This is a genomic window from Paenibacillus sanguinis 2301083 = DSM 16941 (assembly GCF_000374825.1).
Classification (GTDB): Bacteria; Bacillota; Bacilli; order Paenibacillales; family Paenibacillaceae; genus Fontibacillus; species Fontibacillus sanguinis.
On record NZ_KB895386.1, the window covers coordinates 81,007 to 103,801 of the forward strand.

Sequence of the window (22,795 nt, forward strand, 5' to 3'; positions counted from 1 at the left end):
GAGTTCATCGATGATTTATTTTAACGATCCATCCATTGGAAATGGAAGCTTCCTTCCTGATCCACCCGCTCGAAGGTATGCGCACCGAAATAATCGCGTTGTGCTTGCAGCAGGTTGGCTGGCAGCCGTTCGGACCGATAGCTGTCATAGTAGGCCAGGGCAGAGGAGAAGGCTGGCACCGGAATGCCGCGGGTCACCGCCGTGGCAATTACCTCTCTCCAGGCTTCCTGATAGCTCTCCACAACTTCCTTGAAATAGTCGTCCAGCAGCAGGTTGCGAAGCTCGGGATTACGGTCATAGGCATCCTTGATGTTCTGCAGGAAGCGGGCGCGTATAATGCAGCCGCCGCGGAAGATCATGGCGATGCCGCCGTAATTCAAATCCCAGCCGTACTCATCGGAGGCCAGCCGCATTTGTGCGAAGCCTTGCGCATAGGAGGCAATTTTACTGGCATAGAGTGCCTTGCGAACGGCCTCGATAAATGCCTGCTTATTACCCTGGAATGCTGCCGTGCTTGGGCCGCTCAGTCGTTGGCTGGCGGCTATGCGCTCCTCCTTCATCGCGGAAATGAACCGGGCGAATACGGATTCGGTGATGATAGAGAGCGGAACGCCCAGGTCCAGCGCGCTTTGGCTGGTCCATTTGCCCGTGCCCTTCTGCCCCGCAGAATCCAGAATAACATCCACCATCGGTTTCCCGGTCTGAGGGTCCTTCTTCCCGAAGATATCTGCGGTAATCTCGATCAAATAGCTGTCAAGCTCGCCCTGATTCCATTCGGTAAAAATATCATGAAGCTCGTTGACGCTTAAGCCCAGTACATCCTTCAATAGCTGATAAGCCTCGCCGATAAGCTGCATATCGCCATATTCAATGCCGTTATGCACCATTTTGACGTAATGTCCGGCGCCATCCGGCCCGATATAGGTGGAGCAGGGGTCGCCACTCACCTTTGCCGAGATAGCGGTGAGAATTGGCTCCACCAATTCATAAGCGTCCCGTTGTCCACCGGGCATAATGGCTGGTCCCTTCAGCGCGCCTTCTTCGCCACCGGATACGCCAGCGCCGATATAACGGAAGCCTTGAGCTTCCAGCAGCTTGTTTCTGCGTTGGGTATCGGGAAAATGTGCGTTGCCTCCATCGATAAGGATATCGCCGGGAGACAGGAACGGCACAAGCAGATCAATGGTGTCATCCGTTGGTTGCCCGGCTTTGACCATAATGAGGATTTTCCGCGGTGTTTCCAACGCTTGGACGAAGTCTTCAATACTATAAGTGCCAACAAAATTTTTATCCGGGGCTTCTTCCAGCAATTCTTTCGTTTTTGCTGAGGAGCGGTTGTACAAGGCTACGGAGAAGCCTTTGCTTTCTATATTAAGTGCGAGGTTTTTGCCCATGACAGCCAGGCCGACAACCCCGATTTGTTGTTTCTGCATCAGGTACCTCCAGATTTATGCATTCTTCCAATCAAATGCAAATTTTTCCAACCCTTGATCTGTGAGCGGGTGCTTCACGAGCTGTGCAATGACGCCAAAGGGGATGGTTGCGATATGTGCACCAGCCAAGGCCACACGGGTTACGTGGTCCGGATGCCGTACCGAAGCGGCGATAATCTGCGTATCCAGATTGTGCACTCGGAATAGTTCGGCAATTCTGGTGACAAGCTGTACTCCATCCTCGGAAATATCATCCAGGCGGCCGAGAAAAGGCGACACATAGGTCGCCCCGGCCCGGGCTGCCAGCAAGGCCTGATTGACTGAGAAAATCAGGGTAACATTAGTCTTCACACCTTGCTTGGCCAGTACGCTGGTTGCCTCCAGCCCTGCCAGGGTCATGGGCAGCTTGATCGTAATATGCGGATCATGGTTATTGATCTGAATCAACTCGTTGGCTTGTTTAATCATCTCCTCCGCAGTTACGGCATCCGGCGTCACTTCTGCGGAGACAGATTCCACATCCGGCACGGCCTGTAATATCTCCGCGATCCGGTCCTCGAATTTGACGCCTTCCTTTGCAACGAGAGAAGGGTTGGTCGTAACTCCAGACAATACCCCGATCCTGTAAGCTTTTTGAATATCCTCCAGATTGGCTGTATCAATAAAAAATTTCATCGTCAATCCCTCCAATTTGTAAAGCCTATTTTTGAGATATCTGACTGAAAAAATGGATGATTTGATTATTTAACAAGCGATGGTTCTTTGTCTTGACGAGAGCCTTGCGCTTCGGCAGAGCTTGCTTCCGCATGCTCCTGATCGAACCACCACTGGAAGCCGTCTTCTGCGAGCAGATCATGGGCCGATTGTGGTCCAAAGCTGCCAGCTTCATATTCGTATAATGGCACCTCGTTAGCAGCAAAAGCCTCTTGAATAGGTTGAACCCATTTCCAGGCTAACTCCACTTCATCCCAATGGGCAAAGAAGGAGGAGTCCCCGCGCAGAGCGTCATAGATCAGATTCTCGTAAGCTTCCGGCACCTCGCTGCCGCTCTTGTGTGTACCGATCAGCACCTTGGTCAGGTCCTGATTCTGCGCCGCATCTTCGGTATTCAACCGCAGATAGATGCCTTCGTTGGGACTAATCTCGAAGACCAGCAAATTTGGCGTGTGCGCGCTGGCTTCATTGGAGGTTTGCTTGATCGGTTCCTTGAACTCGATAACGATTCGGGTAGCTTTCTCCTTCATCCGTTTACCTGTTCGAATATAGAACGGAATGCCACGCCAGAATTGATCATCAATTTGCAGCTTGGCGGCAATAAAAGTCTCATTCTGCGAATCCTGCGGAATACCGGCTTCGTCCTTGTAACCCAGGACTGGCTTGCCTCCAATCGTACCTTGCTTATATTGTCCACGAATCACCTGGCTGCTGACATTTTGCGGCAATAGCGGCTCCAGGGATTGCATGACATGTCTTTTCTTCAAACGAACCTGTTCGGAGTCATCGCTCTTTGGCAAATGACCGGCAAGCATCATTAACAATTGCAGCATATGGTTCTGGAACATATCGCGAAGTGCGCCGGAATGATCGTAATAACCAGCTCTTTCTTCTACGCCCACCGTTTCACTGGCGGTAATTTGCACGTTGGCAATGTAACGGTTATTCCAGGAAGCTTGAATGACCGGATTCGTCCGCTGGAGCACCTCCAGCTTTTGCACCATGGGTTTACCGAGGTAGTGGTCAATCCGGAAAATCTCTTCTTCGGCAAAGGACTTGCCAAGCTGCTCGTTAAAGTCGCGAGCGGATTGCAGATCACGGCCAAACGGCTTTTCGATAACAAGGCGCTTCCATCCGGTGGTATCGCCAAGTCCGCTATTTTGAATATGTGCAGCGATGGTCTCAAATAGCTCCGGTCCTACAGATAAGTAGAACAAACGATTGGGTTCGATGGCCAGGCTTTGCTCACGTTGTTCGACCATTTGCAGCAGGCTTTGATAGTCCTCTGTGCGGTCTACGTCCAGCACATGATAACGGAAGAAGCCGAGAAATTTCTTGACGGCTTCGGGATCTTTGACCTCACGTCTCGAAAAGCTGTGCAGGGATTGCTCGATGTTCGCCTTGAAGGTGTCATCGGACCAAGCTCTTCTGCCCAAGCCAATCACGGAGAAAAGCTCCGGCAGTTTTCCATCGATAAATAAATTAAACAGGGCCGGGTAAATTTTGCGCTTTGCCAAATCGCCGGTTGCCCCAAACAATACAAATGTATTGGCATCCATCCAGGTTCTCTCCTCTCGGCATAGCTTTTCTGTCTATGCAACTATGTTTAGCTATAGATTCATTAGCTTGATACCACTATAATACGAATTAGCACTATATATGTAATTAATATATTTGACAGGAGCTATAGACCACATTTATGACAAACAATTATGAGCTATATAAAGTTTTCTATTGGGCCGCAAAAACAGGGAGCCTGACCCAGGCGGCCCATGCGTTGTTTCTGACCCAGCCGAGCGTTAGCCATGCCATCAAGCAATTGGAGGAAAGCTTTGGCCTCACCTTGTTCCAGCGTAACTCCAAGGGCGTGTCGCTGACTCAGGAGGGTGCGGTTCTGTATTCTTATATTGAACAATCCCATATTCTGATCTCGCTGGCTGAGAAGAAAATGGCGGAGTTGAAAAATCTGGATAGCGGTGTGCTGCGCATCGGTGGCAGTGATTCGTTGTTCAAGCATTACCTATTGCCTTTTTTGGAACAATTTCATCTTCAATACCCTGACATTGGCATCCAGCTGCTGCATGGGACCACCCCGGAAATCATGGGATATCTGAAAGAAGGCAAGATCGATCTTGGTGTAGCCAGAATGCCGATTCTTGACTCGCAAATCGAGGTTCAGGAAGGTATCGAGCTTCAGGATTGCTTTGTGGCAGGCTGCCGTTATGCCCCTGAAATCAAGGATAAGGTGATTTCCTTGCAGGAGTTGCTGGAATATCCGCTTGTATTATTCTCGCGCAATAGCCGGGCACGGATGGCCATTACAGAGCTCTTCCACGGCTACGGCTTTGAATTAAGGCCGGAGATTGAGGTGGGCAGCGTCGATTTACTGATCGAGCTGGCACGCAGGGGGCTTGGCATCTCGTATGTAGCACGCGAATTTGTGAGCAAGGAATTGGAGGAGGGTTCCTTGTTCGAGATTAAGCTGGACGTTGACCTTCCACCTTCCCAGGTGGGGGTTATGAATATGCGTAATTTGCCGCTAACCAGTGCAGCGAAGAAGTTTATTGAGGGATTCAAGTGACCAATTGAACAACCATTTGGAGTGGCTCCCCATAGAGTAAACAGGGCTTAGTCTTCTGCACCTGCTATTCCATGGGGAGCATTATGTTTACTGTAACGAGGATTTCAAATAAACGATGCTGCTGTTATACTGCTCTCCATCCCACCGCGCATATGCAAGCTGCTCGCCGGTGGGGCTCCAGCAGGTTATGGCATTGGCAATATCCACGGCGATCGGAGTGGACTCGCCTGCCAGCAGATCGTGCACGTATAAGCCGCTGACGGAAGCTCCATTCTCTTCACCCTTCATGCTGTAAGCAATCATTCGCTGGTCAGGGGACCAGGAGATACCGCCTAATTCAACGCCCTCGGCAATCTTCTTAAGATTACTTCCATCGATATCTGCCAGTGATAACGTTTGTTTGGCTCCGTTATATTGCAAGATCAGGATTTTGTTCTGATCCGGGGAAGGGTACAAGCCGCCTACGTCAGGCAGGTCCAGGCTTGCGGTATCCCGTGTTGTCAGGTCGAGGGCTTGCAGTGTATTATCATCCGAAGTGTTGTAATACACCTTATCTTTGATCTTTCTAACAATAAACAGGTTCTCCTGATCCAGCGCAGAGAGGGGAGTTGCTTTTCCCTTCGTATCGGAGAGATAAGCCCCGTTCATATACCCGGCCCCGACAATGGTGTCTTGATCTGCCCAGTAGGCGCTACCTACATTGCCGATATTTTCTCCGGAGATTTTAAAGCTCTTCAGGCTATCAAGTTCAAGCACCTCATACGACGGGTCTCCCAGGCTATTTCCGGCATAAAGTAAATACTTATGGTCTGGCGAGAGCTTTGCTCCGCTCAGATTCAAGTCTGGCTCTTCTTTTAGCAAGGTATACTCTTGGGTAGCCAGATTGAATTTGTATAAGCTCCTTGGGTGATGACCGGCCAGCTCTTCAAGGCTCATTTCCTCCAGGGACGCATTTTCCTTCGCAACGATCACCGTGTTCTCGTCCAGCCAATCTGAGATTTCCACGTCCTTATAGGCATCGATCTTGGCAACGGATATTCCGGGCTCGCCAGTATCGCTGCTCTCATCGTCAATAATGGTAATGGAACTCCCTGGTTCCTGAATGGTGACCTTGCCGTTCTCCTTTGCCCCGTTACAGCCTGCGGCCAGAATCAGGACGGTCAATATGCCGATTGCTTTGGTTAATGTAATGTTCTTCATTTTCTCTTCGCCTCCTCGATAATTAAATTATCAAGAACTTGTTTCGCAGGAATCTACAAATGTAGCCGTCAGGTTAACAATTGTATCCAACTTGTAAACAAAGCGGCTCAAGTTGAATCAGAGGCGGGAAAAATAAGCCTGAACAGGCTGCCCTCCGGCCCGGTGCGAATCAGAGCAATGGAGCCGCCCATCATTTCGGCGTGCTTCCGGGTGAGCGACAAGCCAAGCCCGGCCCCGCCATATTCTCTGGCTCTATTTTTATCCACCGTGTAGAACGGTTCAAATATCTTCTCCGCAAGCTCGGGGGGGATGCCAATTCCGGTATCGGCAACCTCAATAAATACTTGATCAGCGACTGCGTAGCTTTTGATGGAGATCGTTCCGTTCGCTTTATTATATTTGATGGCATTGTCCAGCAAATTAACCAGAACAAGGGTCAAGCTGTCCTTGTCCCCGCAGATATGCGTGTCTTCCAGCTCGGTATGGAGCTTGATGCCAAACTTATCGGTTTTGCCCTTCAAGCTGCCCAGTACCGATGCAATCGCCGGTTTAACCGCCAGTCTCTCAAGCTTAAGCTCGAAATCATATTTCTCCAATGCCGATAGCTGCAGAACCTTGTCGACCATCTGATAAAGGCGTTCGGTCTCGCTCTTCACATTGACGATGGCTGTCTGGAGCAGTTTTTCGTCATCGGGATACATCTCCAGCAGGTCAATGTAGGCCTTGATGGAGGTGAGCGGAGTCTTGAACTCGTGAGTGACGTTGCCGATAAATTGCTTCTGCTGGATATCCAGCAAGGACAGCTTGTCTACCGCCAGCTTAAGCTTGTTTTGCTCCTCTTCCATGCCCTGAATGGTACGTTTGATCTGTCCGCTCATCGCATGAATTCCTTGACTCAGCTTGCCGATTTCATCCTTCCGCTTTAGGATAGCGGTGTTATATTGGCCCTTCCCGATCAGGTCCACCATATGATTAAGCTTGATAATGCCTGAGGCAAAGGAATTAAAATATACATTACCAACGAGGAAGCTCAAAATAAACACACCCGCGCCGATATAAATGAACAGCTGCCGGATATCATTATAGAATGCCAGATGGGTCGATAGGGAGTAATAGAATTGGATAACCCCGACTTGCTCGTTGCCTGCCCGGAGCGGTGTCAGATAAAATAGAGAGTCGCCTTCCACGAGATAAGCCGTTTTATGTTCCAGGGCGTAGGCGAGCGTTCTCTTGATATTGTCAGGGGATGGGTTTGCCGTTTTTCTGCTGACGGGTTCTCCCTGCATATCATACAACACTAAGGATTGTCCGCTAATAAGCTCCAGCTCCTCGGCGAACTCCTGGCCTTTGGTGGTCAGGAAGGTTTCAGGAACCTTGCTTTTTTCCGACAGGAGGGTCTGTATAAAATACATATTTGCCGTTTTCGCTTGTTGGGATAAATATTGCTCGTATTGATTTTGCTGATTGTCCTCAATGCCTCGCAGCACCAGCAAGCTGAGCAGAAATACGACAAGGAGCAGCAAAGCAGCCAGAAACAGGCTGAACTTCATTCGGATACTAATGTTCACGACTGCCTCCCAAGGCTTTGTAGCCAATGCCGTATACGGTTTGAATGACATGATCAAAGGGAGAGCCCAGCTTCTTGCGGATGCGCTGAACATGAATGTCCACGGTACGTGTACCTCCGAAATAATCGATTCCCCATACTGAATTGAGTAATTGTTCTCTGGTGTAAACTCTTTCCGGATGAGCCAGCATGAGAGCCAGCAGGTCATACTCCTTGGGAGTTAGCTCCAAGGGTTGGTCACCCGCATGAGCCGTTCGTTTATCCGTAAAAAGCGTAATGCCGCCTACACTGATTTTGCCTGCATCCTGATTCGGCTGGGTGGTCTGCATTCTACGCAGTAGAGATTTCAGCCGGGCCAGCAGCTCCCGCATATCAAATGGCTTCGTCATATAATCGTCGGCCCCTAGCTCAAGGCCTAATACCTTATGAACGATATCTTCCTTTGCGGTCAACATAATGACCCCTGCGCGTCTTTTTTCTTGAAGCTTCTTCAAAATCTCATACCCATCCATCCCGGGGAGCATCACGTCTAGGATCAGGGCATCCGGCTGGAATTCCTCAATTCTCTTCAAGGCAGCTTCGCCATGATAAACCGCCTCGGCCATGTAGCCCTCTCTGGTTAAGGCATAGGTGATGGCATCTGCTATGGTTGGTTCGTCTTCAATCACAAGAATTTTTTCCTTCACTGCAAGCTGCCACTCCTTTCCGGGGGGGGGATTCAGCTATCCTGTAAATTCCTCCGCTAAAGCTCTTTATGAGCAAAAATTTGATAGCTGATTTTAAACATCATATAGTCCCAAAGCAAGGCAATCATCGGGGAGCAGCCCAGCAGAATGAAAACATACGTTTCTGTTAAAACAATGCCAAGCGCAGAAAACAACTGGTATATACCCAGACAAATGGCAGCGGGAATTAAAAAGGATATCAATAAAAGCAGACGAGCTTTTTCCGCTCCAAATTTGAACACGAGGGGAATAGAGACCCCTCCGAAAATCATAGCGACAACCCATGCTGTTAAAGCCAATACTAATAATTCATACATGCTTGTCAAATTGAACGTGAGCTTGCTTGTAATCATTCCACCAACTGTGCCGATCAGCAATCCAACTACAGAACCAATCCCGGAAAAAACCAGCAATACGATAAACTTGCTGGCAACCAAATCCTTTCTGGAGACAGGCATGATCATGGCGTACCGTGTCCACTTGGAATGATCATCAAAAGAAAAGGTTGTCATAATCATCATGCTATGCAAGATAGTACATGCAAATATATATTCGGCGACACCCGATGTAGGGATAAGAGCAACAGCAAGCACCATAAGGATGAACAGCATGGACTTTGCATTGTGCCTGATATTATATAAATCCTTTAATATGAGGCTTTTCATTTGGCGTGCTCTCCTTTCACATACAATAGCAGAATATCGTCAACCGTAGCATCATCCACTACTGCGGTTTTATACTTTCTTCTGGCCTTTTCCTTATCGGACACCAGCACATTCCATTGATAATCGTCTTTACGATACGTAAGGATTTCCGTTTTATCAATTTGGTTGAAAATGGCTGCACCGCAGCGAATAATACCGTAATGGTAACGCAATTCATCTTTCGCCTTGCAGAAGAGGAGCTTGCCTTGATGAATAAAAGTGATATAGTCGGCAATCTTCTCCAAGTCCGTTGTAATGTGGGAGGACATCAAGATGGAGTGGTTTTCGTCTTGCACAAAATCCAGGAAAACATCGAGAATATCCTCTCGCATGACCGGATCAAGACCGCTGGTGGCTTCGTCTAAAATCAGCAGTTTTGGTTTATGGGATAGGGCAACAGCGATGCTCAGTTTCATTTTCATGCCTTTGGATAACGTTTTAATTTCTTGGTCCAAAGGAAGGTCGAACCGGGTCAAATAATTTAGGTATAGCTCTTGGTCCCATTGTTTATAGGCCACTCTGGAAATTTTACCAACTTGCGCGGGGGTCAGTGTTTCATGGAAGTTGATACCGTCAAACACAACGCCGATGTCCTCTTTATATTGCTTGGAGGAAGACAATTCCTGTCCCCAAAAAGTAACTGTACCCTCGTCCTTATGGATCAGATCAAGAATGGCATGAATTGTTGTGCTTTTCCCTGCTCCATTTTCGCCAATCAGACCCATGATAGTCCCTTTAGGAACAGAAAATGAAACATGATCCAATTTAAAATCAGTGTATTGTTTCGTTAAATTCTCCACCTGCAAAATGGCATCCACAGTTATTCCTCCTCATGATAAAACATCGTCAAAAGCTCAACCAGCTTTTCTAATGAGATTCCGCTCGTTCGTCCAATATCAGCGGCTTCTTGTAAATGTTCTTCCGCTAATCGCTGTTGCTCCTCTTGATAAAAGTCTTTGTTCTGAGCGGACACAAAACTTCCCCGGCCAACGGTGGTTTCAATAAAGCCATCTCTCTGTAAATCCTCATACGCCTTTTGAACCGTAATGACACTTACATGAATGGATTTAGCCAAGGCGCGCATAGAGGGAATAGGGGAGCCAGTTTGCAATTCGCCACTCATAATCATGGCTTTAATCTGTGAGGTGATCTGCTCGTAAATGGGCTTGCTCGTGTTACTGCTTATGATAATTTCCACAACGCTCCTCCATTTGTTACATAATGTACTTGTTGATACAGTACATTATAATACAGATATGCTTATCATGTTAATAGATTTTAAAAAAAGTTATATTCTGGTTTTGGGGCAATTGATCCTGTAAAGTTAAAGGTAAAGCCCGAGGTTTCTCGCTTGGGTGGAGTTGCTTCAAAGCTTATTTGTACAGAGTGGTTCTTTCTCAAATATTAAATGAAAAAGCCTTCAAAACCACCGCTAAAGTGGGTTAGAAGGCTTCTCTGGTGCTTATAATCTTGTCTGAAGTGGGGGGAGTTATATGAAACAGAAAATCTTTTTATTAGTCTTAACAGCCATGATAGTAGTGGTTGGAGGATTATATGCTCTTAGTTATATGCCTAGGAAAATCATTAATATTGAGCCATCAAACGTATCTAAAATCGAGATATTCGATGGAAACCGCGGTGAACAACTTATTGTAACTGATGAAGAACAAAAGAAGCATCTCATTTCCAACCTTAATAAAATTTCTTTTAGAAAAGAAAAACTTAGCATTGGATATATAGGATATAAATTCAGAACAACTATTTATAATAAAAACGGAAAAGTATATAAAGAAATTATAATAAACGCAAGTGATACCTTAAGATATCGCGGTTTCTTTTATACAACTGAATCGGGAATGATTGATTTTGATTATATAGATAGCCTTTTTGAGACAAATAGATAAATATTTTTTATCTGCATATTGATTTCCGAATCCATTCTCTATAAACAACCAGGTCTTCTTCCGTGTGAAAATAATGCTCCGAACTTTTTGAAACGGAAAGATTACAATGAAAATTTTCGCAAAAGGATGAAAGTACATCGTACTCACAAAGTTCATCCTTTTTCCCATATAAGATGGATGTTGGCGTGTTCCATTTCATAATTGGATTTTCCATAACGTACTGATAATAATCCCAATACAGCGTTTGACCCATAGGAGTAGCTAGTTCCTTATCCCTGTGCAGCTGTTCTTCTGTCACAGCAAACCACTGCATCATGTTTTGGATTAACCTTCCCATATCTACTACCGGAGAAAGAAATAGACTTTGCTTTAAGCTCTCATCCTTGTAAGCTAATAAACTAAAATAGGCACCTATACTATTTGCCCATAAGCTGATTGAGTTCGTCCTTGCTGATGCAAATGCAAAAATCTTCTTTAAATCCGAAACACCGTTTTCTGCCTTACAGAGTGTTGGCTCATCTTTTCTATCTCCATGCTCGGGCAAATCGAAGCTAAGTACCTGATAACCTAATGGGACAGCTTCTTCTGCCAGAATGCTGATTGGAATATCGGCTTTGGATGACAGATTACCATGTACCGCGATGAATAACTCTGTACTTTCCTCTCCCCATAAAAGAGCAGGGATTCCTTCTATTACTACCTTTTTCTTTAACATGTTTCCTCCCTGCTACAGAGGGATTGCCCTCTGTAAATCTTAGACTCAAAAGAAAGGCAAAAACCGGGCGTTTTATCCTGGTTTTTGCTCATTATTTGCTTCAAAACCACAATATCTTGTGGTGAACTGCCCTTATTCCTTAATGTTACCACAATATGTCATCAGAGCTGTACACTCCACATGGCTCGTCTGCGGGAACATATCCACCGGCTGAATCCATTCCAGCTTGTATCCGCCCTCCAGCAGGATTTTGCAATCCTTGGCCAGGGTGGAGGGGTTGCAGGAGATGTAGACAAAGCGCTTCGGCCTGGAGCGCAGCACGGCCTCAATGAACCGGACATCCAGCCCGGTTCGAGGTGGGTCGGCGACGATAATGTCCGGCGAGAAGCCGCTCTTGACCCAGCGCGGCAGCAGTTCCTCGGCGTACCCCGTATGGAATGAAGTATTGGAGCGGTCGTTGCGTTCCGCGTTGGCTCTGGCATTCTCGACCGCTTCGGGAATGGACTCGATTCCGCGTACCTCCCTGGCATAAGGGGCCAGCCACAAGCCAATTGTTCCCGTGCCGCAATAGGCATCAACCACCGTTTCCTGTCCGGTCAGTCCGGCTGCTGCGCGCACGGACTCGTACAGCTTGACCGTCTGCAGCGGATTAAGCTGAAAGAAGGCGCGAGGGGACAGGGAGAATTCAAGCTCACCCAGTGACTCCTGGATTCCTTCAGCGCCCCAGAGGATTTCGGTTCGCTGTCCGAATACAAGTGAGGTATTTTTGGGGTTTACATTCATCGCCAGACAGGTGAGGTCCGGAAGGGCAAGGCGAAGCTCCTTGATCAGTTCCTGCCGGCGGGGGAGCTTGTCACTTGCTGTAACCAAAGTTACCTGAACCTGATCTGATTGAAACCCTGCGCGGACCACAATCGTCCGCACAACGCCCTGATTGCTTTTCTCTTTATATACCGGGATGTTGAGGCGCTCTAGTATCCCCCGCGTCTTGTCTACAACTTCATTGACCTTGGGATGCTGAATCGGACAGCCGGTAATATCAATTAGCCGATGGGAATCGGCAGCGTACAGCCCTGCGATAATCCCCTCCGGCGAGGTGCCAAGCTGAAGCTGGGCTTTGTTGCGGTATCCCCAGGGGTGGTCCATCCCGAGCATCGGCTTCATTTTCAGCTCCTGCAAGCCGACATACCGCGAGAAGGCCTCGCGAATGATATCCTCTTTACCCGCTAGCTGCCCCTCGTATTTGATATGCTGGATCTGGCAGCCGCCGCATACGTCAAAGACGGGACAAGGTGCATCGGTGCGGTGCGGGGAGCGCTTCTCAATCTCCTTGATCCGGGCGGTTATATATTTAGAATCAACCTTCGCAACCTCGGCCTTGACCACCTCTCCAGGAATACCGCCTTCGATGAATACCGCCTTGCGGCGATAGTAGCCTACACCTTCCCCGTTGATGCCCAGTCTCTTGATCGTGATCACGATACGGTCACCGGCGCGCACTTCTTCCGCTTGCTCGCGTTTGGCCGCATAGGGCTTGAAATGGTTCGTCGGACGGGCAGAGCTATTCTTTTTACTATCTCGCGCCGCAGCACGTTTATTTTCTTTCATTTCCAGTCTCCATCCTTAAAGCATTTATACAAGCTCACTATACCACGGGCAGGGGAGATGGTTCCATATCCCGGTTGGGTTAGGTTGCCCAATTTGGCAAACCTCGTTAAACTTAATTTATGAAACGGCTATCTTTTCCGCTTGCGGAAGAGGTGGCCTTTGAATGGGATGTTAGGAGAAATGCTGAAATGACCACGGGTGTATTAACGATGGAACAAGCGCAGCAGCTGCTGCAAAAATATTACGGCTATCCCGACTTTCGCGAAGGGCAACGGCGTATAGTCGCCAGCGTGCTGTCCGGGGCGGATACCTTGGGAATTATGCCAACGGGCGGAGGGAAATCGATCTGCTATCAGATTCCTGCACTGATGCTGCCGGGTCTGACACTGGTCGTGTCGCCATTGATTTCGCTCATGAAGGATCAGGTGGATGCCCTTACGGCTACAGGGATATCCGCTGCTTATATCAACAGCACTCTGTCGGGAAAAGAGGTCAACGACCGCATCCGCGCGGCCCGGCGGGGGGAGGTTAAGCTGCTGTATGTGGCGCCGGAGCGGCTGGAGCTGGACTGGTTCCGCGAGGAAATGAGCGCCTTGACGATCTCCTGTGTAGCGGTTGATGAGGCGCATTGCGTCTCGCAATGGGGACATGACTTCCGAACGAGCTATCTGGCGGTCTCGCCGTTCGTGGAGAGCTTGCCGCAGCGGCCGATATTGGCCGCGTTCACAGCCACAGCTACGCCAGAGGTTATGGACGATATGGTTCGTCTGCTCAGGCTTAACACGCCGGAGGTGTTTGTCACGGGTCTGGGACGGGACAACCTGTCGATGTCCGTGCTGCGCGGCGAGAACAAGAAGGAATTTGTGCTGAATTATGCCAATACCCATGCTCACCAGCCAGGTATCGTGTATGCAGCTACCCGCAAAGAGGTGGACGACCTCTATGAGCGGCTCAGTCGCTCAGGCATACCCGCTGGGCGTTACCATGCCGGCTTGTCCGATAAGGAGCGGGAGGAGAGCCAGGAGGCGTTCCTTTACGACGATATCCGGGTGATGGTGGCGACCAATGCCTTTGGCATGGGGATCGACAAGTCCAACGTCCGGTATGTCATCCATTACAACATGCCCAAGAACATGGAGGCTTATGTTCAGGAGGCGGGGAGGGCTGGACGGGATGGCGAGCCTAGCGAGTGCATCTTGCTGTTCAGTCCGCAGGACATCATGACGCAGAAATTCCTGATCGAGCAAAATCCCCAGGATGACGACCGGAAACGCAACGAGTATCGCAAGCTTCAGCAGATGGTGGAATACTGCTATCAGACGAAATGTTTGCGCTGGGCGATGCTTGATTACTTTGGCGAAGCGCATGACCATAAGCCTTGCGGCATATGCAGCTCGTGCCGAGACGAGCGGGAGCTGGTGGATATGACAAGGGATGCTCAAATCATTTTCTCCTGTATTCACCGGATGAGGGAGCGGTTTGGCGTGTCCCTGGTCGCTTCAGTGCTCAAAGGGTCGCAGAACAAGAAGGTGCTGCAGTACAAGTTCGACAAGCTTCCAACCTACGGGATGCTGCGTACCCGGACGGAGAAGCAAATCTCTGAGCTGATTAATGTGTTTATTGCCGAGGGATATCTTGCCTTATCCGAGGGGCAGTATCCGGTAGTGCGCTTGCAGCCGCTGGCTGTGGAGGTACTGAAAAGCCAGCAGCAGGTTATGTTGCGTGCACCGGAGCCATCCGCAGCCCAGCGTCCGTCCAGCTCGCGGCGTCGCGGCCACGACGATGGTCCATCGGCGGTCAATGAAACGGTGTTCGAGCAGTTGCGCTTGATTCGTCGCGATTTGGCGGAAAGGGAGCATGTGCCATCCTATATCATATTTAACGATGCGACCTTGCGCGAGATGAGTGTCGTTTGCCCGACCCGTGAAGCGGACATGCTGAAGATCAAAGGAGTCGGTGAGGTCAAGTACCGCAAATACGGGAAGCCGTTTCTCGATTTTTTTCAAAATATGGAGTAGGGTTGTGAGCCTGTGAAAGTCATTCTGGCAACATTAAACGCAAAATTCATTCATACCTCGCTGGCGATCCGCCTGCTGAAGGCTTACAGTGAGAAGGAATTTGATATTGATCTGGCCGAATATACCATTAAAGATCCGGTGATGAATATCGTCTCTGATTTATTTCAGAAGCAGCCTGATGTAGTTGGCTTCTCCTGCTATATCTGGAACATTGAAGAGACACTCAAGCTGGCGTCTTTATTGAAAAAGGTGCTGCCGGAGCTGCGAATTATACTCGGCGGTCCGGAGGTATCTTATGATGCCAGACATTTTATGGAGCGATCTAAAGATATAGATTTTATCGTCATGGGCGATGGGGAGGAGACATTCCATCATCTGCTCCAGGAGCTGTCGGGCGAAGGGAAGTTCCATTATGTCTTTGGAGCGGCTTATCGCAAAGGCGAGGAAATCGTGGTTAATCCGCCTCGTCCGAATGCCGACCTTAATACGCTGCCATCGCCGCATCGTTTTGCGGATGATATTCCCGATTTGGGCAAACGCATCGTCTATTTTGAGACGAGCCGGGGCTGTCCGTTTAATTGTCAGTTCTGCTTGTCCAGTGTAGAAGTGGGGGTGAGGTACTATGATATCGAGCGAGTGAAATCCGATATTTTGTACCTGATTCAGCATGGCGCCAAAATTATCAAGTTCCTGGATCGCACCTTTAACATCAACCGCAGCTATGCCATGGAAATGTTCCAGTTCCTGATCGAAAATCACCAGGGCTGCGTGTTTCAATTCGAGATTACAGCGGATATCATGCGGCCAGAGGTGCTTGATTACTTGGCGGAGAATGCGCCACCGGGAATTTTTCGCTTTGAGATCGGAGTTCAGTCGACGAATGATGCGACCAATGAGCTGGTCAAGCGTCGGCAAAATTTTACCAAGCTTACGCGGACGGTTATGAAGATCAAGGACTGCGGGAAAATTGACCAGCATCTTGACCTGATCGCCGGACTGCCGGGAGAGGATTATGCCTCCTTCCGGAAAACGTTCAACGATGTATTTGCCATGCGGCCGGAGGAGCTGCAGCTTGGCTTTCTGAAGATGCTGCGAGGGACGGGACTGCGCAATGAAGCCGCCAAGTATAATTATACATTTATGGACCAGGCGCCCTACGAGATTTTAGGCAACGACATCCTGCCATTCTCCGATGTAATCCGGTTGAAGCGGCTGGAGGATATCCTTGAAAAGTATTGGAATGCCCATCGTATGGATCATACGCTGGAGTATCTGATTACCCGTGAGTTTGAGTCCCCGTTCGATTTCTTTCAGGAATTTGGCGACTATTGGGAGGAACAGGGCTGGCAGCGTATTGGGCATCAGCTTGAGGATTTGTTTACCCGTTTGCATGCATTCCTGGAGCATCGGGGCGTGAAAGAGCCGGGAATCGTGTTGGGCCTGTTGAAGCTGGACTATTTACTGGAGCATAAATATAAGCCCCGCAAAATCTGGTGGGAGGACCGTATGAACAAAGAGCGGCGGAGCAATGGCTTCAAGGTGCTGGCGGGACAGTCAGCACGGCTGCCAGCACGCTATAAGGCCTATGGCCTTGAGGAGCGTGATTTGCAAAAGTATGTCGTGTTGGAGGAAGCACCCTTGTCGATCAGAGAGCATGTGGATGCCGCTGTCCAGCTTGAGCTTGATCAGATGCTGGAAACTGTGCCGGGAGAGGGAGCATCGCTTGAGAGCTTGCAACTGGTCGTTCTTTACCAGCAGGAGTCAGACGGGCGTCCTGTATACTTTCTTGTACAGCCGATTCAGATGGTTCAACCGGGTGGAGCATCAGTATCTATTCCGGTAAATGACGCTCCAGCCAGTCACGCAAATGGTTAGTAACTTCATCCCGGTTAATTTCATTCAGCATCTCGTGTCGCCCCTCAGGATATAGTCTGACCTCGATATCCTGCAGGCCAAGCTGTTCATACAGCTCGGCCAAGCGGCGGACACCTTCACCATTCAGGCCCACCGGATCAAGCTCGCCGCCAAAGATATACACGGGCTTGTGCTTCGGAATTTTCTGCATATTCTGAGGCTGATGAATCTCCTGAAGCAGGCCAAAAAAGTCGTAGAAGAAGCCCGCGCTGCATAGGAAACCGCATTCGGGATCCTGTAAATATCGGTCCACCTCTTGCTGATCTCGGGACAACCAGTCAAAGGGGGTTCTAACCGGCAGAAATTTGCGATTAAATCCGCCGAAGGTCATGGCATTCAAGAGCAGGCTGCGGTGGCTGGCGCCTTGTAGTCTGGACTGCATACGAGCCAGACTCTTGCCCAAGGTCAGCAAGGACCGGGGGCCATTGGTGCCGGAGAGAATAAATCCGCTATAAGATTCGGGCGCCATGTACATGACTTTCTGTGTCAGAAAGGACCCCATGCTGTGACCCATCAGAAATAGCGGTAATGCCGGCTGCTCGCGTTTAATGATCTCGCCTAATGCCAGCATATCCTCCGCCATGCCGGTAAAGCCGTTGCTTCCCGGCCAGCCAAGCTCCTTCGGGGAGCCGGCGGTACGTCCGTGTCCCCGATGATCGTTGGCATACACGATATAGCCGCACGCGGTCAAGCAGCGGGCTAACCGTTCGTATCTTTTAGCCGTTTCCGCCATCCCGTGAGCGATTTGCAGAACACCCGCGGGTGGTGACTTCAGATCTTCAGACCGCCAACGGTAAACGAAGACATCATGCCCCGTCCCATTATCAAAGGTAAACGTAAGCTGCTCCATGCGCTGATCCCTCTTTCTTTTTAAGAGGTTATTCTCAAAGTCATCTTTCGATCTCTCACACTTTAAGGTTTGCTTAGGCGATCAAGACGAGAATGCCGACTGGAAGAACTCGATCCGTTCCCCATCCGGACCATTGAAGAAGAAGAAGCGGGCTCCATTCGGCAGGTCGCGAATCTCCGGGTCCAGGCCGGAGAGGCCCAGCGAAGCAATACGTGCATATTCCTCTTTAATGTCACTGGCTGTAAAGGCGAGATGGTGCACTTTGCCTTCATTCGGCAGCTCTTCGCTGTCCTGAATGCTGATCAGTTCAACCTCTACGGATTCCTGTCCGGGAAAGGCCAGAAACGCCAAGCGAAGCGTATCGTCCACTTCTCCAATGATATGCAGCAGCTTCATGCCGATAATTCGTTCATAAAATTCAATGGAGTCCTCTAGCGCCGAAACGCGAACTCCTATATGTTCAATCTTGCGAATACCCATTAGTATGCCCCCTCATGCTACTGTTCATTTCAAGGTTTATTTTCGATCAACGGCGATTAAGTATGGTGCAGCAGGCCGTTGCAATTGCCGATAGATGATGGATTGTCCCCTGGCTGCCGGGAGAGCCTTGGCCCAATTCTCCACAGCCGCAGCTTCAAGCTCGCCGCCCGGATGCCCGGGGTAGAGGACGGCCGTCAAGACACCGCGTGGACGCAACAGACGAAGCCCCGCCTCCAGAGCGGGGATCGTGCTGTCAGGGACGGTGATCAATGCCGGGTCAGCCCCTTCGGCAGGCAGGTAGCCAAGGTTGAACATGACGGCAGCTACCTGTCCATGCACATTTATGGGCAGCTCTTGCTCCATCCGGGCATGACTGGCGTTCAGCAGCATGACTTCTGCAATCAGGCTGGCGTCTTCTTTCGTTAATCGATCTTGAGTCAAGGTCAGGGCCTGCTGCTGAATATCAAAGGAGAATACCTGGCCTTTGCCACCACATGCTTTGGCCAGAAACAGCGTGTCCGCCCCGGTTCCAGCCGTAGCATCCACGGCGATATCTCCGGGGGCGATCCGTTCGCGCACAAGCTTATGAGCAAAGCTTAATACCGAGAGAAAGCCCATCCTAGCGTCCCCTCCAGTATTTGCCCTGCCATGTATCCCGTTGCTTCAATTCATCGTCAATGGCATTCAGCACTTCCCATTTCTTCAGGCTCCACATGGGGCCGATCAACAAATCGCGTGGTGCATCTCCCGTCAGACGGTGGACAATCATCTCCGGTGGAAGAAATTCCAAGGTATCCACGATGAGCTTAACATATTCATCCTGCTCCAGAAAGCGCAGTAAGCCAGCTTCGTATTGCTTCACCATCGGGGTCTTGCGCATCAGATGCAGCAGATGAATCTTGATGCCCTGCACATCCATGGCCGCAACGGCCCGTCCGGTATCGAGCATCATTTCATGGCTTTCTTGCGGCAGCCCGTAAATAATGTGGGTGCACACACGAATATTCCGTTTGCGCAGCTTCTCTACCGCCTCGGTATAGCACTTTGTATCATGAGCGCGGTTAATGAGCTCGGAGGTGGATTCATGAATAGTCTGCAAGCCCATTTCCACCCACAGGTAGGTGCGCTCATTCAACTCGGCCAAATAATCAACTACATCGTCCGGCAGGCAGTCCGGGCGGGTAGCGATGGATAGCCCCACAACACCGGGCTGCTCCAGAATAGCTTCATAGTATTCACGAAGTTGCTCTACCGGTGCATACGTATTCGTATAGGCCTGGAAATAACCGATGTATTTGGCATGGGGCCATTTCTGGTGCTGACGGTCGCGAATCGTGGCAAATTGGGTTACCAGATCGTCCCGACGGCTGCCGGCGAAGTCTCCCGATCCCCGCGCGCTGCAAAATGTGCAGCCCCCCTTGGCAATTGAGCCGTCCCGGTTAGGGCAAGTGAATCCGGCATCGAGCATAACCTTGAACACCTTCTCACCGAACTGGCTGCGCATTTCCGTATTCCATGTATGAAATCTTTTGTCTCCCCACAAGGTGGGAGAGCTTGTCATTTGTATGTTCATCTGAACTCCTTCAATCTGTCACAAAATTTTCTTTGTATATTTATTCATATAAAAAAACACTGTAGATTCGCCGCTTCTACTGATTCATTGTATCAAATTTTGTGCAAAAAGGGGAATAGAGCCTGCCGTCTTCCTTGCGAAGGGTTACAGAATATGTTATTTTGATAGTATTAAATTTGTGGAACCCCAATTCCAAAATATATCGAAAAAGGAATCATGCGTTCCGTCTCCCCGGCGGTCGTTTGATTCCTTTTTCATTGTGGTCTTTACTTTTGCGACGATCTTCGGCAAAATATGCAGGGAATGGATAACACGAAAGCGGAGGAATAACATGCGTTTACGCGGTAGAAAAGGGATTCGGGAAAGCTTGGAGCAGCAGGAGAAACTGGTGGTTTTGAATCCTCAAGAGTATAAAGGACGCTGGGCAGAGGTGTTCGGTAATGACCGGCCGATTTACATTGAGCTGGGCATGGGCAAGGGGCAGTTCATCAGCGGTATGAGCGTTAAATACCCCGACGTTAATTTTATCGGGATGGATATGTATGACGAATTGATTCGCCGCGGCAGTGAGAAGGTGCGGGCGAAGTGGGCCGAGCATGATGGCAGTGAGCCCCGGAGCGTCCGATTGGCGCTTGGCAATATTGAAATGATTGAGGACTTTTTTGCACCAGGAGAAGTCGAGCGGATTTATTTGAATTTTAGCGATCCGTGGCCGAAGAAGAAGCACTGGCGCAGACGCCTGACACATCCCCGGTTCCTTGAAAAATATCGTACCCTGCTGAACGAAGAAGGCGAAATTCATTTCAAGACAGATTCGCGAATCTTGTTTGAATTTTCACTTAATGCTTTTTCGGCAGCGGGCTTGCAAATGAGCGATATTACCCTCAGCTTGCACGAGGGCGGCATTAACGAGGCACATGTATTGACAGAATACGAGAGCAAATTTGTAGCTCAAGGGATGCCGATCTATCGCTGTGAGGTTATGGTGGGCGAAGCAGCTCTAAGACGCTACCAAGACCGAAAAATGGATATGTTTTAAGTGTAGTTCAGAAAGTCATCTTTTGATCACGTAGCGGATTCCGGAAGTAAACTTGACATCGAATCTTGAATTCAGCCGGGCCTAGCCTATGCACGAATCCCAAGAATTCGCTGAGTACCGCTGGTTCCCAGGTTCTATTCGAGGATTCCTCTTCTGAAATTATAGGGAAAAACTCAGACTGTCGAGAAAGGGCGTGACTTACCATTTCTATGAAGAAGAACCCTTATAGGCTAAGGGCTCTTTTATCCGAGATGTATGGAAACCAACTTGCTCAACAGCCTGAAAAACTCCCGTTAAATGGCTCAAATCCGCCAGAAATCGGGGATTTATATGGATTTCCTCATGCTAATCATTATGAAATGGTCAATTTTTTGGGAAAAATCCTGAAATTAACATGAAGATTTCCTGTTATATGTGATATTTGGTGAAATACGGGCGAATTAGCATGAGGATTTCCCGTTAAAGGTATATTCGTTTTTGATTTGCTCCCGAATGCATCATGTCAACCTCTGGTTTTGTTTTGATTCCTAGTTAAAATTGTGCTTTTAGACAAAAACCTTCAACTGCACGATCCTGATCAGCATGGTCACGATCCAGCGAAGTTGAAGGTTTTTTTGGCATCTATAATTATTTTTTGAAAAAATTTGTATTTCCGAGGAGATCGATGATGGCTTGGGCACTTTGCATAGGGCGATACCCTGCGATGTGGTTGATTACCTCTTGCCGTGAACGCACCACTTCATCATAGTTCTCAGTCAGGCGTTGAATCCAGGTTATAATATCATCCAGCGAATTGATGGGTGTACCCCAGCCCTGCTGTGTGAAATAATGGGAATTTTCTTCCTCTTGTCCCGGAAGCGGCTTGTGGAACAGCATGGGAATTCCCTTCGCCAAGCCTTCAGAGCAGGTCATGCCGCCAGGCTTGGTAATAAGCAAATCAGAAGCCTCCATCAGCTTATCGATGTCTTTCGTGAATCCAAGAAGCTTGATATTGGGATGATCATACCGAGGGTCCTTCTTCATCTTCTCCAGAGACTTCTCATTGTTGCCAAAGCAAAAGATAAGCTGAATCTGTTCCCGGTACGAAGCGAGCAAGGAATAAACAGCCTCGTCCTTCATAAATCCCCAACCTCCGCCCATCACAAGCACTGTTGGCAAGTTGCCAAGCGCAAGCTGCTGGCGAATATCCTCCTTCCGGTGCCGCTCCCAGAAGTTCGGATGCACGGGAATACCGGTGATGAGAATCTTACTCTTTTCTACGCCCCGCTCCAGTAGTTTCTGCTTCACTTGATCCGTCGATACCAGATAGCAGTTGACCTCACGGCTTACCCATGCCCCATGTACGTCATAATCCGTGATGACCGTGGAGAGTGGGACATTCAGCATGCCAAGCCGCTTCAGACGTGAAATCACCGCACTTGGAATCGGATGGGTGCAAACAATAACGTCAGGATGCAGATGACGAATAATTTGAATGGTACGGGTATAAAAAATCCGATGAAGAGCAAGTGTCGTCAATCGGTTCAGGGACTTCTTGTAATTGCTGCGATACATCATACGAATCAGCCGAGGTTGTGAGGATACCGTTTTTTTGTAGGCCGTAATGATGAGCGGCGCTACTCTTGGATTTAAAAAACTGCCCAACTCCAGCACTTTCGTCTGTACATTCGGTGTCAGCTTGCGCAAACTGCTGGAGAGCGCATAGGCCGCCTGTGTATGACCGGCTCCAAACCCTTCGGATAAAAGCAAGACTCTTTGTTTTTGCACTGG

General features: G+C 49.1%; 21 protein-coding genes. 5 read left to right on the plus strand and 16 right to left on the minus strand.

Translation table 11 applies throughout. The features are described from left to right. Nucleotides 1–20: 20 nt before the first annotated feature. The 3 genes from gndA to zwf all read right to left on the minus strand — a co-directional run bounded on the left by gndA (nucleotide 21) and on the right by zwf (nucleotide 3,706). Nucleotides 21–1,433, minus strand: coding sequence for an NADP-dependent phosphogluconate dehydrogenase (gndA, locus tag C557_RS0116575; protein ID WP_018753012.1), 1,413 nt, complete (start codon nucleotides 1,431–1,433; stop codon nucleotides 21–23). 15 nt (nucleotides 1,434–1,448) lie between these two features. Further along, nucleotides 1,449–2,108 (minus strand): fructose-6-phosphate aldolase, encoded by a 660-nt coding sequence (gene fsa, locus C557_RS0116580; protein WP_018753013.1) that lies wholly within the window; start codon nucleotides 2,106–2,108, stop codon nucleotides 1,449–1,451. A 65-nt stretch (nucleotides 2,109–2,173) separates the two neighbouring features. Next, nucleotides 2,174–3,706, minus strand: coding sequence for a glucose-6-phosphate dehydrogenase (zwf, locus tag C557_RS0116585; RefSeq protein ID WP_018753014.1), 1,533 nt, complete (start codon nucleotides 3,704–3,706; stop codon nucleotides 2,174–2,176). Between the two features lie 140 nt (nucleotides 3,707–3,846). Here zwf and C557_RS0116590 point away from each other — a divergent pair, with 140 nt between their 5' ends. Next, entirely contained in the window at nucleotides 3,847–4,728 is an 882-nt protein-coding gene (locus C557_RS0116590) for a LysR family transcriptional regulator (RefSeq protein WP_018753015.1), read from the plus strand. Between the two features lie 87 nt (nucleotides 4,729–4,815). Here the strand turns inward: C557_RS0116590 and C557_RS0116595 are convergent, their stop codons facing one another. The 6 genes from C557_RS0116595 to C557_RS0116620 all read right to left on the minus strand — a co-directional run bounded on the left by C557_RS0116595 (nucleotide 4,816) and on the right by C557_RS0116620 (nucleotide 10,122). After that, entirely contained in the window at nucleotides 4,816–5,928 is a 1,113-nt protein-coding gene (locus C557_RS0116595; RefSeq protein ID WP_018753016.1) for a TolB family protein, read from the minus strand. Nucleotides 5,929–6,035: 107 nt separating this feature from the next. After that, nucleotides 6,036–7,496 carry a sensor histidine kinase gene (locus C557_RS0116600; RefSeq protein ID WP_018753017.1) on the minus strand — a complete coding sequence of 487 codons (1,461 nt, stop codon included), beginning with the start codon at nucleotides 7,494–7,496 and terminating at the stop codon, nucleotides 6,036–6,038. Further along, entirely contained in the window at nucleotides 7,486–8,181 is a 696-nt protein-coding gene (locus C557_RS0116605; RefSeq protein ID WP_018753018.1) for a response regulator transcription factor, read from the minus strand. Before C557_RS0116605 ends, C557_RS0116600 begins: the two co-directional genes overlap by 11 nt. Nucleotides 8,182–8,237: 56 nt before the next feature. After that, a complete protein-coding gene (locus tag C557_RS0116610; protein WP_018753019.1) occupies nucleotides 8,238–8,885 on the minus strand; it encodes an ABC-2 transporter permease in 648 nt (215 codons plus the stop codon). Further along, nucleotides 8,882–9,742, minus strand: a complete 861-nt coding sequence (locus tag C557_RS0116615) for an ABC transporter ATP-binding protein (RefSeq protein ID WP_018753020.1) — start codon at nucleotides 9,740–9,742, stop codon at nucleotides 8,882–8,884. Before C557_RS0116615 ends, C557_RS0116610 begins: the two co-directional genes overlap by 4 nt. 2 nt (nucleotides 9,743–9,744) lie before the next feature. Beyond that, nucleotides 9,745–10,122 (minus strand): GntR family transcriptional regulator, encoded by a 378-nt coding sequence (locus C557_RS0116620; protein ID WP_018753021.1) that lies wholly within the window; start codon nucleotides 10,120–10,122, stop codon nucleotides 9,745–9,747. A gap of 295 nt (nucleotides 10,123–10,417) precedes the next feature. On the opposite strand from C557_RS0116620, the gene C557_RS0116625 reads away from it, so the two are divergent. After that, complete coding sequence (locus C557_RS0116625; RefSeq protein ID WP_018753022.1) at nucleotides 10,418–10,828, plus strand: hypothetical protein; 411 nt, start codon at nucleotides 10,418–10,420, stop codon at nucleotides 10,826–10,828. Between the two features lie 7 nt (nucleotides 10,829–10,835). Here the strand turns inward: C557_RS0116625 and C557_RS0116630 are convergent, their stop codons facing one another. Continuing rightward, on the minus strand, nucleotides 10,836–11,543 hold the full coding sequence (locus tag C557_RS0116630; RefSeq protein ID WP_018753023.1) for an alpha/beta hydrolase: 708 nt from the start codon (nucleotides 11,541–11,543) through the stop codon (nucleotides 10,836–10,838). Nucleotides 11,544–11,675: 132 nt separating this feature from the next. After that, a complete protein-coding gene (gene rlmD / locus C557_RS0116635) occupies nucleotides 11,676–13,151 on the minus strand; it encodes a 23S rRNA (uracil(1939)-C(5))-methyltransferase RlmD (RefSeq protein ID WP_018753024.1) in 1,476 nt (491 codons plus the stop codon). A gap of 188 nt (nucleotides 13,152–13,339) precedes the next feature. Between rlmD and recQ the strand changes: the two genes are divergently transcribed. Then, entirely contained in the window at nucleotides 13,340–15,169 is a 1,830-nt protein-coding gene (gene recQ, locus C557_RS23690) for a DNA helicase RecQ (RefSeq protein WP_018753025.1), read from the plus strand. A gap of 12 nt (nucleotides 15,170–15,181) precedes the next feature. Beyond that, nucleotides 15,182–17,044: a B12-binding domain-containing radical SAM protein gene (locus C557_RS0116655; RefSeq protein WP_018753026.1), complete on the plus strand. Its 1,863-nt coding sequence runs from the start codon at nucleotides 15,182–15,184 to the stop codon at nucleotides 17,042–17,044. On the opposite strand, the gene C557_RS0116660 is transcribed toward C557_RS0116655, so the two are convergent. From C557_RS0116660 to mnmL, 4 genes are all read right to left on the minus strand, one after another. Beyond that, complete coding sequence (locus C557_RS0116660) at nucleotides 17,001–17,933, minus strand: alpha/beta hydrolase (protein ID WP_018753027.1); 933 nt, start codon at nucleotides 17,931–17,933, stop codon at nucleotides 17,001–17,003. The genes C557_RS0116655 and C557_RS0116660 overlap by 44 nt on opposite strands. 81 nt (nucleotides 17,934–18,014) lie before the next feature. Then, on the minus strand, nucleotides 18,015–18,413 hold the full coding sequence (locus tag C557_RS0116665; protein WP_018753028.1) for a VOC family protein: 399 nt from the start codon (nucleotides 18,411–18,413) through the stop codon (nucleotides 18,015–18,017). A gap of 36 nt (nucleotides 18,414–18,449) precedes the next feature. Continuing rightward, the gene (mnmM, locus tag C557_RS0116670) at nucleotides 18,450–19,031 is read right to left on the minus strand and encodes a tRNA 5-(aminomethyl)-2-thiouridylate-methyltransferase MnmM (RefSeq protein WP_018753029.1); all 582 of its coding nucleotides are present in this window, start codon (nucleotides 19,029–19,031) and stop codon (nucleotides 18,450–18,452) included. 1 nt (nucleotide 19,032) lies between these two features. Next, complete coding sequence (mnmL, locus tag C557_RS0116675) at nucleotides 19,033–19,986, minus strand: tRNA modification radical SAM protein MnmL/YtqA (RefSeq protein ID WP_018753030.1); 954 nt, start codon at nucleotides 19,984–19,986, stop codon at nucleotides 19,033–19,035. Between the two features lie 331 nt (nucleotides 19,987–20,317). Between mnmL and trmB the strand changes: the two genes are divergently transcribed. After that, entirely contained in the window at nucleotides 20,318–21,025 is a 708-nt protein-coding gene (gene trmB / locus C557_RS0116680; protein WP_018753031.1) for a tRNA (guanosine(46)-N7)-methyltransferase TrmB, read from the plus strand. A 627-nt stretch (nucleotides 21,026–21,652) separates the two neighbouring features. Here trmB and C557_RS0116685 read toward each other — a convergent pair. Further along, entirely contained in the window at nucleotides 21,653–22,792 is a 1,140-nt protein-coding gene (locus tag C557_RS0116685; RefSeq protein ID WP_026263536.1) for an MGDG synthase family glycosyltransferase, read from the minus strand. Nucleotides 22,793–22,795: the final 3 nt, after the last annotated feature.

What these genes read in the sequence shown, in the direction of transcription:
- recQ (WP_018753025.1), top strand. Translation starts at nt 13,340, where the DNA reads ATGACCACGGGTGTATTAACGATGGAACAAGCGCAGCAGCTGCTGCAA.
- C557_RS0116590 (WP_018753015.1), top strand. Translation starts at nt 3,847, where the DNA reads ATGACAAACAATTATGAGCTATATAAAGTTTTCTATTGGGCCGCAAAA.
- C557_RS0116595 (WP_018753016.1), bottom strand. Translation starts at nt 5,928, where the DNA reads ATGAAGAACATTACATTAACCAAAGCAATCGGCATATTGACCGTCCTG.
- zwf (WP_018753014.1), bottom strand. Translation starts at nt 3,706, where the DNA reads ATGGATGCCAATACATTTGTATTGTTTGGGGCAACCGGCGATTTGGCA.
- mnmM (WP_018753029.1), bottom strand. Translation starts at nt 19,031, where the DNA reads ATGGGCTTTCTCTCGGTATTAAGCTTTGCTCATAAGCTTGTGCGCGAA.
- C557_RS0116630 (WP_018753023.1), bottom strand. Translation starts at nt 11,543, where the DNA reads ATGTTAAAGAAAAAGGTAGTAATAGAAGGAATCCCTGCTCTTTTATGG.
- trmB (WP_018753031.1), top strand. Translation starts at nt 20,318, where the DNA reads ATGCGTTTACGCGGTAGAAAAGGGATTCGGGAAAGCTTGGAGCAGCAG.
- mnmL (WP_018753030.1), bottom strand. Translation starts at nt 19,986, where the DNA reads ATGAACATACAAATGACAAGCTCTCCCACCTTGTGGGGAGACAAAAGA.
- C557_RS0116660 (WP_018753027.1), bottom strand. Translation starts at nt 17,933, where the DNA reads ATGGAGCAGCTTACGTTTACCTTTGATAATGGGACGGGGCATGATGTC.
- rlmD (WP_018753024.1), bottom strand. Translation starts at nt 13,151, where the DNA reads ATGAAAGAAAATAAACGTGCTGCGGCGCGAGATAGTAAAAAGAATAGC.
- C557_RS0116665 (WP_018753028.1), bottom strand. Translation starts at nt 18,413, where the DNA reads ATGGGTATTCGCAAGATTGAACATATAGGAGTTCGCGTTTCGGCGCTA.
- gndA (WP_018753012.1), bottom strand. Translation starts at nt 1,433, where the DNA reads ATGCAGAAACAACAAATCGGGGTTGTCGGCCTGGCTGTCATGGGCAAA.
- fsa (WP_018753013.1), bottom strand. Translation starts at nt 2,108, where the DNA reads ATGAAATTTTTTATTGATACAGCCAATCTGGAGGATATTCAAAAAGCT.
- C557_RS0116610 (WP_018753019.1), bottom strand. Translation starts at nt 8,885, where the DNA reads ATGAAAAGCCTCATATTAAAGGATTTATATAATATCAGGCACAATGCA.
- C557_RS0116625 (WP_018753022.1), top strand. Translation starts at nt 10,418, where the DNA reads ATGAAACAGAAAATCTTTTTATTAGTCTTAACAGCCATGATAGTAGTG.